The organism is Nonomuraea rubra (genome assembly GCF_014207985.1).
Classification (GTDB): domain Bacteria; phylum Actinomycetota; class Actinomycetes; order Streptosporangiales; family Streptosporangiaceae; genus Nonomuraea; species Nonomuraea rubra.
On the sequence record NZ_JACHMI010000001.1, the window covers coordinates 7,886,929 to 7,903,165 of the forward strand.

Genomic DNA, 16,237 nt, shown 5'->3' on the forward strand with positions numbered 1-16,237 from the left:
GATGGGCCGTCGCTCTCGCCGGCCGGCCATCACCGGACGGTCAGCGAGACCGTCACTCCGTCCAGCTCCTTCGCCGGGCCCTCGACCAGGGTGCGCACCGCCTTGCCCCGCAGGTCCGTCATCACCATCCTGGTGCGGCCGCCGCTGGAGGTCGTGGCGAGGTAGTGCTCGCCGTCCAGCCAGCCCTGGAACTCGTGGCCCTCGCCGAGCGGCACCTCGGCCGCGCGCCGGCCCGTGACGGCGTCCCACAGGCACAGGCGGCGGCCAGGCTGTGGGCATCGGGTGCCGAACACCGTGCCGTGCCCCGGGCCGGTCACCGCGTTGGCGGCGAGGAGCTCGCCGACTCCGGTGAAGGAGCGCAGCTCGGCGCCCTTCAGGTCGTACAGGCGGACCGCGCCGTCGCCGCTCTGGTGCAGCACGCTGTCGCCCGGCCCCCAGACGTACGGGCCGGCGCCGCCGCCGGGGACGTCGCGGACGGTGACGGCCCTGGTGACCGGGTCCACGACCACGAAGCCGGTGGCGCGGCGGGCCTTGCCCGTGCCCTCGTGGACGCTCAGGAGCAGGCGCCCGTCGTCGCTCCAGCGCAGGTCGGTGGTGTCGCCGGGCTTGTCGGACGTGCGGATCCCGACGTCCTCACCGGTGCGGCGGGTCACCAGGCGCAGCACGTTGAAGTCGGTACGGGCCAGGGTGCCGATGCTCAGGGCGGCGACGTATCGGCCGCCGGGGGAGACCACCGGGGTCTGGAGGTTGCCGAAGAAGGTGAACGTTCCCGACGCCGGGTCGCGGACGTACGCCGGGTTGCCCACCACCGGGTCGTCCGCCGCGCCGAAGACCGACGACACCCACAGCGGGTCGTCCGGGTTGTCGTGCACCTTGATCGACCAGCCGGGGAGACGGACGGTCGCCGTCGAGGAGGTCCGCATCGGCTCGGCGGGTGTGTGCGCCGAACGCTCGGGCGAGGGCGCCGAACGCCCCGGCGACGGCATCGAACGCTCCGATGAGGGCACCGGGCGCTCCGGCGAGGGCGTGACCGCCTGGGCGGCCTGCTCGCCGGGCGCCCGCGTCAGCGCGTACGCCGCGCCACCCGCCACCAGCACCAGCGCCGCCACGGCGGCCGCGTACCGGCGCCCCCGCCGGGGCGCCCGCACCCCGGGTTCTGCGGATTGCGCCGCGGGCTCCTGGTTGGGCGTGGGGCGCGACTCGGGGGGCGCTGCGGACTCCTGGCCGGTGGCGAGGAGGCGCTGGGGCGGCACGGGGTGTCCGAGCAGGGCCAGCAGCGCGCGCGACGCCGCCGGCCGCTCGGCCGGATTCTTGGCGAGGCAACGCAGCACCAGCTCCCGCAGATCGCCCTGGAGGTCGCCCACCTCGGGTTCCGACGTGAGGATGCGGTTGATCACCACCGGGAGGTGGCCGGAGCCGAACGGCGGCCGGCCCGTACCCGCCGCCACGATCGTGCAGGCCCACGCGAACAGGTCGGCCGGCGGCCCGGAGCCCGCCTCGGAGAACTGCTCAGGCGCCATGTACGGCGGCGTCCCCACCAGTTCCCCCGCGGTGCGCTCCCCCGCGTCCAGCCCGCGCGCGATCCCGAAGTCGATCACCCTCGGGCCGTCCCTGCCGAGCAGCACGTTGCCCGGCTTGAAGTCCCGGTGCACCACTCCCGCCTGGTGGATCGCCGTCAGCGCGGTCAGCGTGCCGATCGCCAGCCGGCGCAGCTCCGCGCCGCGCAACGGCCCGCGCCGCGCGATCACCTGGGCCAGCGACGGGCCGTCCACGTACTCGCTGACGACGTACGGCAGCCCGTTCAGGTCGCCGGTCGCCAGCACGTTGGCGGTGCAGAACGCCTTCACGCGGCGGGTCAGCTCGATCTCCCTGGCGAAGTCCGCCCAGTCGCCGGGCCCGCCGTCGGCCTCCGGGCCGTGCCGCAGCACCTTGACCGCGACCCGCTCGCCCCGCGGCGACTCTCCCAGGTACACCACGCCCTGCCCGCCCTCGCCGAGCCGGCCCAGGATGCGGTACGGCGCCACCTCGGCGGGGTCCCCGGGGACCGGCGGGGTGGCGGGCACGGCCGTCATCGCGCCACGGGCGCCCAGTTCAGGGCGCCGTTGAGCGGGTTGACGTCCGCGAGCACCCGCGACACGTCGCCGACCAGGTTCAGGATGCGCACCTCGGCGCGTTCGTCGTTCTTCTTGTCGGGCTGCTGGAGGAGCAGGTGGGCCTCGTCGAACCAGCCGAGCAGGTGCGCGTCGGAGCTGATCCCCGGGACCGTGGCCACCCGCACGCCCGTCTCCGCGTTCCACACGCACAGCTCCCCGCCCTTGGGGCAGACGGTGTAGAACAGCTTGCCCGAGGGGGAGAACCAGTCGCGGTTGCGCGGCTTGCCCACCCAGTGCATGCTCCGGGTGACCTGGCCGGCGTCGTTGTAGAAGTCGATGCCGTTGGTGTCGCCGTCGTGGTATCCGCGTGCCAGCCCGCCGTCCGGGGTGAAGGTGAACGCCAGGCTGATGTCGTCGGAGTACTCGGCCTCGACCGCCTGCTTGAACGCGCCCGCGGCGTCGCGGGCGAAGGCGTGGTACGGCTCCTTGGCCTGCAGGTAGGCGGCCAGGCGCACCGCGTCGGAGGTGTGCTCGTGCAGGGTGGCGCCGATGTCGGGCAGCTTGACGTCCTTGTCTGCCTTCCTGGCCACCGACGGCACGGGCGCGGCCGTCACACCGGCCGTGATCCGCGGCGCCGCCGTGATCACCGCTCCCGCCTGCGTGGGCGGAGCGGCGGTGGTGGGCAGGGCGGTGCCAGGCGGAGCGGTGGCGGGCAGGGCGGTGGCGGGCAGGGCGGCGGGAGGCGGGCCGGGGGGCGTGCCGCGCTGGCCGGTGAGCGCGTACACGCCGCCGCCCGACAGCACGGCCCCCGCGACGAACGCCGCCACCGCGACCAGCACCGTGCCCCGCCGCCGTCCGGCCGCCGCGACCTGCGGCGGGGCCGGTGGCGGCGCCGGCGCCTCACCGCCGGGCGGCTCGTCCGTGTCCGGCCCGCTCCCGGGCACCGTGCCGGTCAGGAAGCTCGTCTCTCCCACCAGGCGCAGCAGCACGTCGCTCGCGGGCGGGCGCCGTGCCGGATCCTTGTCCAGGCAGGCCAGCACCAGCTCCCGCAGGTCGCCGAGCTCCGGCAGCTCCGGCTCGGCGTGGGCGATGCGGTTCACCGTGCCGGCCATCGAGCCGCCGTCGAAGGGCGAACGCCCGGACGACGCGTAGGCGATCGTCGCCGCCCACGAGAACAGGTCCGCCGCCGGACCGGCCGCGGCTCCTTGTAACCGCTCCGGCGCGGCGAACGCGGGAACGTCCACCGTGCGGGTCGTGGCCGCACCGGTGGACGCCATCGCCCGGGCCGGGCCGAACCCGATCACCCGGGGGCCGTCCGGCCCGAGCACCACCGTGTCCGGCCCCACCTCGCCGTGCGCCGACCCGAGCTGGTGCAGGGCGACCAGGGCGGTCACCGTCCCCACCGCGAACCGGTGCAGCGCCGCGTCGCTCAGCCGCTGCCCCGCGGCGACGGCCTCCCGCAACGTCGGCCCGTCGATGTACTCGCTCACGACGAACGGCCGCCCGTCCTCCAGCGTGCCGGAGCCGAGGACCTGCGCCGTGCAGAAGGCGGAGACGTCCTGGAGCGGCGCGACGGCCTCCAGGAACCGCCCGGGATCGACGTCCGCGGGCAGGACCTTGACGACCACCCGCTCACCGTCGTCCGGCTCACCGAGGTAGGTGCTCGCGCCCAGCCTTCCCGCGAGCCGATACGACCCGATCTCCGAAGGATCCCCCGCACGCAGCGGCTTGATCACCGGCATGTCCCGCGCCCCCTCGCCCGCCCACCCCTAGATGATCAATCATGGTGGCCGTGCCTCGCAACGGCGGGCGCCGGAACGGTCCAGCGCGGCCGGAAGCGCGGCGGCGCGGGCGCTCCGGGCGAGGGTCAGTGCTGGTAGGCCCCGGAGTCCAGCGGCCGGGACAGCGCCTTGCCCTTGATGTCCTTGCCGTACGCCTTGCCGCCGTACCACTTGGGCGTGAGCGCCACCCCGCGCCCCAGCGCCGGCGAGCCCGGCCGCAGCCGCAGGTCCGTACGGGAGACGAATTTCGGATCGGCGATCACCGACTTGGGCCCCGGCTTGAACTTCGACGTCCGCCCCTGGTAGACGCCGCCGTCCTCGTCGGCCCCCGACCCGTCCTCCCAGCCGGCCACCCCGCCGACCGAGATCACGTTGTTGCGCAGCTTCAGGATCGACGGGGAGCAGCCGTCGTGGCAGGACCAGCCGATGGTGTCCTTGGCCGGCAGGTAGACGGAGTTGTGCACGGCGATCGTGCCCTTGACGGGGCCGACGATGTGGCGGGAGCCGCGGGTGATGAGGAAGGAGCCGCGGCTGCGGGAGGAGGTGACGACGTTGAAGGCGAAGACGTTGCCGGTGGCGGTCTTGCCCTTCTGGGCGCCGAGCTCGGTGAAGGTCTCGTTGTTCCTGGAGATGTTGTGGGTGACCGTGTTGCGGTCGCCGTTGAAGATCTCGACGGCGGCCCCGTCGATGCCGTAGTCGGCGCTCTTGGCGAAGCTGCCGGTGATGGTGTTGCCGGTCACCACGTTGTCGTCGCCGTTGAGGAGCACGCCGAAGGCGCCGGAGTCGTTGTCGCCGCCGTCGTCGTTGACGCTCATCCGGTTGTTGTCGGTCAGGACGCTGTCGCGGATGGTGTTGCGGGAGCCGGAGGGCGAGACGAAGACGCCGGCGATGTTGCGGTCGGCCTTGATCCCGCTCAGCTCGTTGTTGTCGCCGTCGAGCCGGAAGCCGGCCCAGCGGCAGTTGGAGGCGTGCAGGCCGCTGATCGCCCAGTGGTTGCCCTTGACCACGACGCAGTCGTCGTCGCTCCCGGTGATCCTGGCGAGGGCGCCGCTGCCGTACGCCTTGATCGTGATCGGCTGGGCGGCGGTGCCGCCGGCCTCCAGCGTGAGCGGGCCGGTGAAGCTGCCGCCGCGCTTGACGGCGACGGTGTCGCCCGGCTTGAGCTCGGCGGCGGCGAGCTTCTCCAGGCTCTTCCACGCCGTGGCGGCGCTGGTGCCGGCTGCGGCGTCGTCTCCGGCGCGGGAGTCCACGTAGTAAGTGGTGCCCGCACTGGCGGCGCCGGACTGAGCGAAGGCCGTCGACGGTATTGCGGGCAGGAGCGAGGCCAGCACGGCTACGGACAGCAACCTCATACGAGCACACCACTATCTAGTTGGGACGGGAGAGTCAGCAGAGGCCACCGTAGCGTGATCAGCGTGTGAGGCGCCACATGCGTAGCGAAGGTCCCCCGCCCGGGATGACGTCGCCGTCCTGGGCGTTGTAGAGGCCGGTGGCGTGCGTGCCGATGGCGAGCGGCTCGCCGGGCGCGCGGCGGGCGGAGACGAGGATGGTCTCGTCGTAGGTCTCGCGCGCGAACACCAGGCAGTCGGCGTCGGCGTGCAGCCAGCGCAGGCCGCCGTGGCGCAGGGCGGGCTCGGCCCGGCGCAGCCCGAACAGGTCGCGGTAGCCGGCCAGCGTGTGGAGGTCCTGGTCGGCGGGCCGGTTCCAGGGCATGGGCGTGCGCGAGTGCTCGCCGTTGACGCCGGTCAGGCCGTACTCGCTGCCGGCGAAGACCATCGGCGTGCCGGGCAGCGTGGCCTGCAGGCCGGTGGCGAGCAGGTGGCGCTCGCGCGAGCCGGTCACTGTGCGGACGCGGGGCGTGTCGTGCGAGTCGAGGAGCTGCCAGGAGTGCACGAGCGAGCGCCACGACATCTGCGAGGCGAACGATCTGAACGCGGCCAGCGTGGCGGTGCCGTCGCGGTGCGGCACGCCGCCGGGCACGCCGAGGAAGTGCTCCAGGTCGCAGTCGGGGCCGCGCAGCCAGGTCCAGACGGGGCGGGTGAAGCCGCCGTAGTTCATGGTGCCCTGCCAGCCGTCGCGGTCGAGGTCGCGGGTGGCGTCGTGGTTGTGCTCGGCGATGAAGGCGGCGCCGGGGCCGAGCCGGGCGCGCAGCCGGGCGGCGACCTCGGCCGCGTAGTCGTCGGCGCCGCGCCTGCCGGTCATGTTGGCCACGTCCACGCGCCAGCCGTCGAACGGGCCGAGCCACTTCTTCAGCACCGCCGTCATGTGGCTGCGCACCAGCTCGCTGCCCCAGTTGAGCTTGGGCAGCGTCTTGAAGCCCCACCAGGACTCGTAGTCGCCGGTCACCGGGTCGAAGTAGAACATGTCACGTTCCGGCGCGTTCACGTCGGAGACGGCGGCGGTGAACCATTCGTGCGTGTCGCCGGTGTGGTTGGTGGTGATGTCGCCGAGCAGCCGCATGCCGCGCGCGTGCAGCGCGCCGGACAGGCGGTGCAGCGCCTCGTCGCCGCCGAGCAGCGGGTCCACGTGCTCGAAGGTGGAGGCGTTGTAGCGGTGGTTGGAGCGGGCGGGGAAGATCGGCGTCAGGTAGACGGTGTCGGCGCCGAGGCTCTGGATGTGGTCGAGGCGCCGGGTGATGCCGTCGAGGTCGCCGCCGTAGAACTGCTCGGCGGTGCCGGGGCCGGCCGGGATCACCGGGTCGCGGTCCCACTCGCGCGGCAGCGCCCAGTCGGGCAGCTCCGCCATGGGCCGCGAGCGGTCGTAACGGTCGGGGAAGATCTGGTAGACGATCGCGTCCGACATCCACTCGGGCGGGGCCTGGTGGCAGACGAGGCGGAAGTCGCCGGCGTCGGTGAGGTCGTGCGCGGCGACCCCGGCCGCGGTCAGCCAGCGCTGCCCGGCCGTGGTGTGGAGCAGGAAGCGGTACGGGGTGACGGGGTTGACCGCGGTGATCTCGGCCCGCCACCAGACGTCGGTCCTGCCGTACCCGCTCGCCTGCCTGCCCCGGTCCACCGCGGCCTCGAAGTAGCGCGGCTCGCCGTCGTGCACGGCCCGGACGTGCACGGCGGTGACCCCGGCGGCCAGCGGCGCGCGCAGCCAGAGCGTGACGCGCGCGCCTAGCGCGGGCCGCTGGTCGGAGACATACAGAGCCGAGCCGTCGTGATGCGGCTCCCCCAGAAATCGCAGCACTGCACCTATCCCTTGACTGCCCCGGCGGTCAGGCCGGAGACGATGTACTTCTGCAACCAGAGGAACACACCGACCGTCGGAACGGCGGTAATGAGGGTGGCGGCGGCGAACATGCCGAAGTTGGCGTTGCGGTGGTCGCCGGCGATCATGCCGTACATGCCGACGGCCAGCGTCTTGCTCTCGGGGTCGCGCAGGAACACGTTGGCCATGAGGAACTCGCTCATGGTGCCGATGAACGCCAGCAGCGCGGTGACCGCGAGGATCGGCGTGACCAGCGGCATGATGACCCTCCAGAAGATCTGGGCGTGGGTGGCGCCGTCGACGGTGGCGGCCTCGTCCAGCTCCTTGGGCACGGTGTCGAGGAAGCCCTTCATCAGCCAGGTGTTCACGCCGAGCGCGCCGCCGAGGTAGAGCAGCAGCAGGCCCCACGCGGTGTTGAAGCCGAAGGCGGGGTAGAGCTCGGTCACCTCGGTGAAGATCATGAAGATCGTCACGATGGCCAGGAACTGCGGGAACATCTGGATGAGCAGCAGCGCCATCATGCCGACCCGGCGGCCGGCGAAGCGCATGCGGCTGAAGGCGTACGCGGCGAACATCGACAGCAGCAGGCTCGCGAACGACGAGGCCAGCGCGATGAACACCGAGTTGAAGAACCACCGCCCGAACGGGTAGGTGTCGGAGGTCAGCAGGTTGGCGAAGTTGTTCAGGCTCGCGCCCGTGGGCAGCAGCTCGGTGGAGGCGAGCGTGCCCATCGGGTTGATCGCGGCGGAGAGCACGAACAGGATCGGGAACACCGCGAACGCGCACACGACGAGCACGAAGGCGTGCCGGAGCGTCATCTTCACGCGTAGACCTCCTCCTGCTTGCGGGTGCGGCGGAACGCCACGGCCGAGATGACGGCCACGATGGCGAAGATGAACACCGAGATCGCCGCCGCGAAGCCGAACTGCGCGCCGCCCGCGCCGAACGCCAGCCTGAAGGTGTAGGTGATGAGCAGGTCGGTGCCGCCCACCTGCGGGCTGTCGGCGGGGAACGGGCCGCCGTCGGTGGTGAGCGCGATGGCGTTGTAGTTGTTGAAGTTGTAGGCGAACGACGAGATCAGCAGCGGCGTCAGCGCGACGAGCAGCAGCGGCAGCGTCACCCGGCGGAACGCCCTGAACGGCGTGGCCCCGTCGATGGAGGCGGCCTCGGTCAGCTCGCGCGGGATGGCCTGCAGCGCGCCGGTGGTGACGAGGAACATGTACGGGAAGCCGAGCCAGATGTTGACCAGGAGCACGCCGAGCCTGGCGGTCCCCGTCTGGCCGAGCCAGTCGATCTCCGCGCCGAGGAGCTGGTTGATCAGGCCGAAGTCGCGGTTGAACATGTCGCGCCAGACCAGCAGCATGGCGAAGGCCGGCATCGCGTACGGCAGGATCAGCAGGATCCGGTAGACGCGGGTGCCGCGCATGCGCGGGTGGTGCAGCGCGAGGGCGACGCCCATGCCGAGGGCGAAGCAGCCGAGCACGGAGACCAGCGCGAAGACGAGGTTCCAGCCCAGGACTCCCGCGAAGTAGCCGGAGATGGTGGGGTTCGTCAGCACGCGGGCGAAGTTGTCCAGGCCGACGTTGACCTGCCAGCCCTGCGCCAGGTGCTCGCCCCTGGCGTTGACGAAGTAGCCCTGGCTCTCGTCGGCGGTCCAGGTGCCGCCGTTGCCGCGGACGCAGTCGCACGCGGCGTCGTACACCAGGGCGGCCTTGCCCTCGACGGCGCGGCTGAGGCCGTTGGCCTTGATCACGCCGTCGCCGGTGGGCACGGCCAGCGCCGTGATCTCCTGCCCGCGCGCGGCGGCCTCGGGCGCCTTGAGCACGGTCAGGCCGGGCGCGGCGAGCACCTTGCCGGTGACGCCGACGCGGGCGCCGTCCAGCGGGGTCAGCCCGTCGGCGGTGCCCAGCGAGACCTGCTTGGTCGCCGGGTCCACCAGCAGGAACACCAGTTCCTCGCCGCGCGTGGCGACGGACAGGGTGTACTCGGGCGAGCCGGGCGCCTGGCGGACGGAGCCGGTCTCGATGGCGGTGACGGCGGCGGCCTTGTCGCCGCGGTGCCCGTCGCCGAAGTTGGTGAACGCGGTGGTCAGCGTGTAGACGACCGGGAACACCTGGAAGGCGACCAGGAAGACGGTGCCGGGGATGAGGTACTTGGCCGGGATGAAGCGCCGGGTCAGGTAGAGGTAGGCGATGGCCGCGCTGACGCCGCACAGCAGCCCCAGCGCGACCCACGACCCGGTGGCGACCAGCGGCGGCACGGCGTAGAGCAGGATCGCGGCCGCCACGGCGAGCACCACGATCCTGCTCACCACGAACGCCGTGGTGATCTCCCGGCGGGGCCGCCCCCGCGTTCCTGCGGGGGCGGCCTCTCGCACGTCGAGAGCCATGTCGTCAGTTCTTGAGCGCGCCGTCGATGGCCTTCTGCGCCGCCGCGGCGGCCTTGGCCGCGTCGCCGCCCCTGACCACGGCGTTCTCGGCGATGCCGAACGGCTCCCAGATGGCGGCCATCTCGGGGATGGCGGGCATCGGCATGCCGTCCTTGCCGGCGTCCAGGAACTTGGCGGCGTCGGGGTCGGCCGCCTGGACCTCCTCCAGCGCGGCGGTCAGCGCCGGGGGCCGGGGGTCGGCGTCGTAGAGCGCCTTGGCGACGTCCTTGTTGGTCACGTAGTTGGCGACGAACTCCTGGGCCAGGGCCTTGTTCTTGCCCTTGGAGGCGACGAAGAAGCTCTGCACGCCGACGAACGGGGTGGCGGGCTTGCCGTCCTTGAACGCGGGGACGGCGCTGATGTCGTACGTGATGCCGCCCTTCTTGACCTCGCTGATCGCCCACGGGCCGGAGACGAGGTAGGCGCACTTGCCGCCGGCGAAGTTGACGATGTAGTTCTCGTTGGTGAGGGAGGTGCGCAGGGCGCCGTCGCCCTTCTCGCCGAGGTCCTTGAGCTTCCCGAACGCCTTGACGGATTCCTCCGAGCCGAGCAGCACCTGCTTGGGGTCGGGGTCGCCGCTCGCGGTGGCGCCGAACAGCGCGCCGCCGCCGGAGGCGAAGATCGGGTAGACGTGGAAGGCGTCGCCCTTCTGGCCGACCGGGATGCAGAGCACCTCCTTGACCTTGCCGGCCTCCTTGAGCTCCTTGCCCTTGGCGATCATGTCCTCGATCGTGGCGGGCGCGTCGGGGGCGAGGTCGGTGTTGCGGATCAGGGCGATGTTCTCCAGCGCGTACGGCGCGCCGTAGATCTGGCCGTCGAACGTCACGGCCTGGATGGCCTTCGGCGAGAACGACGCCTTCTGCTCCTCGGTGAAGGTGACCGGGTCGATGGCGCCGTTCTGCACCAGGTTCCCGATCCAGTCGTGGGCGCCGATCATGACGTCCGGGCCGCTGCCCTGCTGGGAGGCGGTCAGGAAGGTCATCTGGTTGTCCTTGCTGATCTCCTTCACCTCGACGGTCACGCCGTTCTCGGTGCCGAACTGCTCGGCGAAGGGCTGCAGCGGCTTGACCCGCAGGGGGTCGGCCCAGATCACCAGCGTGCCGCCACCGGCGGCGGGGGCTGAGGCGGACGCGCTCGGCGCCGCCGTCGGAGAGGCCGACGGGGAGCTGCCGCACGCCGTCGCGGCGAACGCCAGGGTCGCGAGTGCTGCCACACCCAGAGCCCGCTTGCGCATGGAGGACCTCCTGAGGTCACGGAGGAACGGCGGCGCCTCGGGGGCGCCGCCGCCGGAGAAGAAAGCTTGAACGTTTCCGGGACGTTAGCGGCTCTTTGCAAGAATTGGAAGAACTTGCGAAAGAGCGTTACCTGATCCACATCCGGCTCACCCCGGCTGACCTCGCGACTGAGCCCGCTTATGCTGAGAGCGCGGTCCGCAACTTTCCGCAACTTGCACTTGACCGTTCTCTGGTGATCGCGACATCGTTGACCAGAACATCACCCGACATCTCGGGTCATCCGGGGGAAGGACAGCCATGCTCGGCAACGACGACTGGTGGCGTGACGCCGTCGTGTACCAGGTGTACCCGCGCAGCTTCGCCGACGCGAACGGCGACGGCATGGGCGACCTGGAAGGAGTCCGCCAGCACCTGGGATACCTCTCCCGGCTCGGGGTGGACGCCATCTGGCTGAGCCCCTTCTACACCTCCCCCATGGCCGACGGCGGCTACGACGTGGCCGACTACCGGGACGTGGACCCCATGTTCGGCTCGCTCGCCGACTTCGACGCGCTCATCACCGACGCGCACGCCCTGGGCATCAGGGTCATCGTGGACCTGGTGCCGAACCACTCCTCCGACCAGCACCCCTGGTTCAAGGCCGGGCTGCGCGACCGGTACGTCTTCCGCGACCGGCCCAACGACTGGGAGTCGATCTTCGGCGGCCCCGCCTGGACGCAGGTCGAGGACGGGCAGTGGTACCTGCACCTGTTCGCCCCCGAGCAGCCGGACCTCAACTGGGACAACCCCGAGGTGCGTGCCGAGTTCCGCGACATCCTGCGCTTCTGGCTCGACCGGGGCGTGGACGGCTTCCGCGTGGACGTGGCACACGGCATGATCAAGGCCGAGGGGCTGCCGGACGTGGGCCAGAAGGACGGCCCGCAGGCCGAGATGCTGGGCGACGAGCGGGTGCCGTACTTCGACCAGGACGGCGTGCACGACATCTACCGCGAGTGGCGGCCGATCCTCGACTCCTACCCGGGCGGGCGCATGGCCGTCGCCGAGGCGTGGGTGTCCTCGCCCGAGCGGCTGGCCCGCTACGTGGGGCCGGACGAGCTGCACCAGGCGTTCAACTTCGAGTTCATGATGGCCGACTTCCACGCCAAGTCGTTCCGTACCGTGATCGAGAAGTCGCTGCGCGAGGCCGACCTGGTGGGCGCGCCCACCACCTGGGTGCTGTCCAACCACGACAAGCCGCGCCACGTCACCCGGCACGGCAGCCTGGCCCGCGCCCGCGCGGCCACCCTGCTCATGCTGGCCCTGCCCGGCTCGGCCTACCTCTACAACGGCGAGGAGCTGGGCCTGCCCGAGGTGCTCGACCTGCCGGACGAGCTGCGCCAGGACCCCGCGTTCCTGCGCCGGGGGGAGAGCCGCGACGGCTGCCGGGTGCCGCTGCCCTGGACGTCCACCGGCGACCTCGGCTGGCGCGACCCGTGGCTGCCGATCCCGTCCGAGTGGGCGGCGCTGTCGGCCGAGGCCCAGGAGGACGACCCCGGCTCCACGCTGAACCTCTACCGGGCCGCGCTCGCGCTGCGCAAGCGGCACCCGGCGCTCGGCGGCGGCACGCTCAGGTGGCTCGACTCCCCCAAGGACGTGCTGGCCGTCGAGCGTGACCCCGGGCTCGTCGTGGTGCTCAACACGGGCGAGGAGCCGGTGGCGCTCGACCTTCCCGGTGAGGTGCTGCTGTCCAGCGGCCCGCTGCCCGCCGACGGCACGATCCCGCCGGACACCACGGTCTGGATCCAGCGCTGACGGGATTGGCGAAATCTTTCCCGTTACGGGACAATTGTCGGTGATCATGCTCGGTAGCCTCGTGGGGTGGCACCCTGGTGGGCCAGGTCCCTGCGCGGACGCGTCACCCTCATCGCGACGGCCGTAGCCGCCCTCGTGCTCATCCCCGTGGGCATCGCCGGCGTCCTCGTGACCAGGTCGGTGATCAACGCCAGCGTGTTCAGCGAGACCCGCGACACGGCCGAGCGGATCGCCTACGAGATGCGCGGCGGCGCCCTGCCCATGGGCGCCGCCATCCCGGTGCCGCGCCCGACGGTGGACCTCATCCAGGTGGTCGGGCCCGACGGGCAGATCCTGGGCAGCAGCGACGCCGCCAGGACCCTGCCGCCGCTCAGCGACGTACGCCCCACGGCGAAGAACCGGGTCGTCAACACCACGAGCTGCCTGCCGACCGAATGCGTGCACCTGACGGCGGTGCGGGTCAGCATGTTCGCCGACTCCCCCATCGTCTACGCCGGCCGCAGCACGCCCGAGGTGCTGGCCAGCCGGACGCTCGAAGTCATCGTGTTCGCCGAGGTCGCCATGCTCATCGGGCTGACGGCGTGGGCGACGTGGCTGGTCACCGGCCGGGCGCTGCGGCCGGTGGCGACCATGCGGGCCGAGCTGGACGCCGTGCACGCCGGCGACCTCAGCAACCGCGTCACGCAGCCGCAGGGCGACGACGAGGTGGCCCAGCTCGCGCGTTCCGTCAACGGCACCCTGGCCCGCCTGGAACGCTCGGCCGAGCAGCAGCGCCAGTTCGCCTCCGACGCCTCCCACGAGCTGCGCACCCCGATCGCCGGGCTGCGCGCCCAGCTCGAGAGCGCCCAGCTCTATCCGGACGACACCGACATGCGGGCGCTGGTGCACAGCGCGCTGCGCGACACCGACCGGCTGGAGGCGATCATCACGGACCTGCTGCTGCTCGCCAGGATCGGCTCCCGGGTCGACGTCGTCAGGGAGCGGGTCGACCTGGCCGACCTCGTGCGCAAGGAGCTCGCCGTACGCAGCGACAAGCTGCCCGTGCGGGTGGACCTGGCCGACGGGGTCGTGGTCGAGGGCGTGCGGCTGCAGCTGGCCAGGGTCCTGACCAACCTGCTGGACAACGCCCAGCGGCACGCCGAGCACACCGTGTGCGTCACGGTCGCCGTGGAGGAGCCGGACACCGGGATGCTGGCGGTCGAGAACGACGGCATGGAGATCGCCGAGAGCGACCGCGAGCGCATCTTCGAGCGCTTCACCCGCCTGGACGCCGCCCGCAGCCGCGACTCCGGCGGCACGGGCCTCGGCCTGGCCATCGCGCGGGACGTGGCCATGGCCCACCGCGGCGAGATCCGCGTGGACGACTGCAGGGGCGGCGCCCGCTTCGTCCTGCGGCTGCCACTCGCGAATCAGTAGATTTCCCCCGCCACGGTCGTGGATCATGAAAGTATGACGGAACAGGCGCCGCAGGGCGTGAATCCCCACGTCCCCAACGCGGCGCGGATGTACGACTACTTCCTCGGCGGCAAGGACAACTTCAAGGCCGACCGCGAGCTCGGCGACATGGTCCTGAGCGTGATGCCCGAGGTGCGCGAGGGAACCAGGGAGAACCGCGCGCTGATCGGCCGCGTGGTGCGCCACCTCTGCGAGCAGGGGGTCACCCAGTTCCTCGACCTGGGCTCCGGCCTGCCCGCGCAGGAGAACGTGCACGAGGTGGCGCTGCGCCACACCCCCGAGGCCCGCGTGGTGTACGTGGACAGCGACCCGGTGGTGGCCACGCACGGCAGGGCGCTGCTGGCCGACCCGGACCGGGTGGCGATGGTGCTGGGCGACTGCCGCAGGCCGGAGGAGATCCTGTCCGACCCCGAGGTGCGCGGGCTGATCGACTTCGACCGGCCGGTGGCCGTGCTGATGATGTTCGTCCTGCACCTCATCGGCGACCAGGACGAGCCGCAGCGGTTCATGGCCGCCTACCGCGACGCCCTCGCGCCCGGCAGCTACCTGGCCATCTCGCACGTGACCAACGACGTGGCCACGGAGCGGGCGGCGCAGGTCACGGACTTCTACCGCAAGGCCAACGCCGACTTCACGCCGCGCCCGGGGACGGAGATCCGCGCCTTCTTCGGCGACTTCGAGCTCATCCCGCCCGGCCTGGCCACGGGGCTGCCGCCGCACCGGGTCTGGCCGTTCCACGACCCGCTCAACCCGGTCTTCGTGGACGAGGACCTGGCGCGGATGGCGTACGCGGGGATCGGCCGCAAGCCCTGACCCCGGCCGGGGTCAGGGCCGGGGTAGAGGGCAGGGTCCGGGCCGGGGTGGCGGGCTAGGCCGGGGACAGCTCCTTGGCCGGCTCGCGCGGCCCTTCTTCATCCGCGTCGTCGTCGTCCAGCAGCGTGGCCTCGTCGAACGGCGCCTGGCCCGCCAGGACCCGCTCCGCGCGGTCCCGGTCGAACTCCCCGGTCCAGGTGCCGACGAGCACGGTCGCCACGGCGTTGCCCGCGAAGTTGGTCAGCGCCCTGGCCTCGGACATGAAGCGGTCGATGCCCACGATGAGGCCCACCCCGTCGACCAGCTCCGGCCGGTGCGCCTGCAGCCCGCCCGCCAGCGTGGCCAGGCCCGCGCCGGTGACGCCCGCGGCGCCCTTGGAGGCGATCATCATGAACAGCAGCAGCGCGACCTGCTCCCCGAACTCCAGCGGCGACCCCGTGGCCGTGGCGATGAACAGCGTGGCCATGGTCAGGTAGATCGCGGTGCCGTCGAGGTTGAAGGAGTAGCCGGTCGGCACGGTGATGCCGGCCACGGTCTTGCTGACGCCCAGGTGCTCCATCTTGGCGATGAGCCGCGGCAGGGCGGTCTCCGACGAGGACGTGGACAGGATGAGCAGGAACTCCCGGCCCAGGTACCGCAGCAGCGACCACAGGTTGATCCGGGCCACCAGCCACAGGATGGTGCCGAGCACCACGCCGACGAACAGCACGCACGTCACGTAGAAGGCGACCATGATGATGGCCAGGCTCTTGAGCGCCTCGATGCCGGTGGCGCCCACGACGGCCGCGATCGCGCCGAACGCGCCCACCGGCGCCGCCCACATGATCATGGCGAGGATGCGGAAGACGAGCCGCTGGAAGTGCTCCACGCCGCGCAGGATCGGCGCGCCCTTCGGCCCCATGGCCTGCAGCGCGAACCCGGCGAGCAGCGCGACCAGCAGCGCCTGCAGCACCGAGCCGTCGGTGAGCGCCGAGACGACCGTCTCGGGGATGATGCCGAGCAGGAAGTCCACGGTGCTGGCGTCCGCGCCCTTGGCCGCCTCCGCCTCGGCGGCCTGCCTGGCGGTGTCGGTGAGCTGCAGCCCCGAGCCCGGGTCGATGACGTTGCCCACGATCAGGCCGATGACCAGGGCGACCGTGGACATGGCGATGAAGTAGCCGAGGGCCAGCCCGCCGACCTTGCCGACCTGGGCGGCCTGGCGTACCGAGCCGATGCCGAGCACGATCGTGCAGAAGATGATCGGGCCGATCACCATCTGGATCAGCGCCACGAAGCCGGTGCCGAGGGGTTTGAGCTCCTTGCCCACGTCCGGCCAGATGAAGCCGACCAGGATCCCGAGCACGACCGCCACGATGACGGCCAGGTAGAGGTAGCGGGTGCGATCACGCATAGGGGGGTTCTCCGGCGGTTGTCGAGGGACCTTCTCGATGT

General features: G+C 71.9%; 11 protein-coding genes. 3 read left to right on the top strand and 8 right to left on the bottom strand.

Going from position 1 to position 16,237, the window contains the following annotated elements; translation table 11 throughout:
- Positions 1-29: 29 nt before the first annotated feature.
- The 7 genes from HD593_RS35835 to HD593_RS35865 form a co-directional block, all read right to left on the bottom strand.
- Positions 30-2,072, bottom strand: a complete 2,043-nt coding sequence (locus tag HD593_RS35835) for a serine/threonine-protein kinase (RefSeq protein ID WP_185106355.1) — start codon at positions 2,070-2,072, stop codon at positions 30-32.
- On the bottom strand, positions 2,069-3,835 hold the full coding sequence (locus HD593_RS35840; RefSeq protein ID WP_185106356.1) for a serine/threonine protein kinase: 1,767 nt from the start codon (positions 3,833-3,835) through the stop codon (positions 2,069-2,071). Before HD593_RS35840 ends, HD593_RS35835 begins: the two co-directional genes overlap by 4 nt.
- A 125-nt stretch (positions 3,836-3,960) precedes the next feature.
- On the bottom strand, positions 3,961-5,226 hold the full coding sequence (locus HD593_RS35845; RefSeq protein WP_246546886.1) for a right-handed parallel beta-helix repeat-containing protein: 1,266 nt from the start codon (positions 5,224-5,226) through the stop codon (positions 3,961-3,963).
- Between the two features lie 58 nt (positions 5,227-5,284).
- The gene (locus HD593_RS35850) at positions 5,285-7,063 is read right to left on the bottom strand and encodes a glycoside hydrolase family 13 protein (protein WP_312903946.1); all 1,779 of its coding nucleotides are present in this window, start codon (positions 7,061-7,063) and stop codon (positions 5,285-5,287) included.
- Between the two features lie 5 nt (positions 7,064-7,068).
- Positions 7,069-7,902: a sugar ABC transporter permease gene (locus tag HD593_RS35855; protein WP_185112338.1), complete on the bottom strand. Its 834-nt coding sequence runs from the start codon at positions 7,900-7,902 to the stop codon at positions 7,069-7,071.
- A gap of 2 nt (positions 7,903-7,904) precedes the next feature.
- Entirely contained in the window at positions 7,905-9,473 is a 1,569-nt protein-coding gene (locus tag HD593_RS35860) for an ABC transporter permease subunit (protein WP_185106357.1), read from the bottom strand.
- Positions 9,474-9,477: 4 nt separating this feature from the next.
- Positions 9,478-10,746 carry a sugar ABC transporter substrate-binding protein gene (locus HD593_RS35865; RefSeq protein WP_185106358.1) on the bottom strand — a complete coding sequence of 423 codons (1,269 nt, stop codon included), beginning with the start codon at positions 10,744-10,746 and terminating at the stop codon, positions 9,478-9,480.
- 298 nt (positions 10,747-11,044) lie between these two features.
- Between HD593_RS35865 and HD593_RS35870 the strand changes: the two genes are divergently transcribed.
- The 3 genes from HD593_RS35870 to HD593_RS35880 all read left to right on the top strand — a co-directional run bounded on the left by HD593_RS35870 (position 11,045) and on the right by HD593_RS35880 (position 14,806).
- A complete protein-coding gene (locus HD593_RS35870) occupies positions 11,045-12,538 on the top strand; it encodes a glycoside hydrolase family 13 protein (RefSeq protein WP_185106359.1) in 1,494 nt (497 codons plus the stop codon).
- A gap of 66 nt (positions 12,539-12,604) precedes the next feature.
- Entirely contained in the window at positions 12,605-13,954 is a 1,350-nt protein-coding gene (locus tag HD593_RS35875; RefSeq protein ID WP_185106360.1) for a sensor histidine kinase, read from the top strand.
- A gap of 33 nt (positions 13,955-13,987) precedes the next feature.
- The gene (locus HD593_RS35880; RefSeq protein ID WP_185106361.1) at positions 13,988-14,806 is read left to right on the top strand and encodes an SAM-dependent methyltransferase; all 819 of its coding nucleotides are present in this window, start codon (positions 13,988-13,990) and stop codon (positions 14,804-14,806) included.
- 55 nt (positions 14,807-14,861) lie between these two features.
- Here HD593_RS35880 and HD593_RS35885 read toward each other — a convergent pair whose 3' ends face one another.
- Entirely contained in the window at positions 14,862-16,196 is a 1,335-nt protein-coding gene (locus tag HD593_RS35885; protein WP_185106362.1) for a cation:dicarboxylate symporter family transporter, read from the bottom strand.
- Positions 16,197-16,237: the final 41 nt, after the last annotated feature.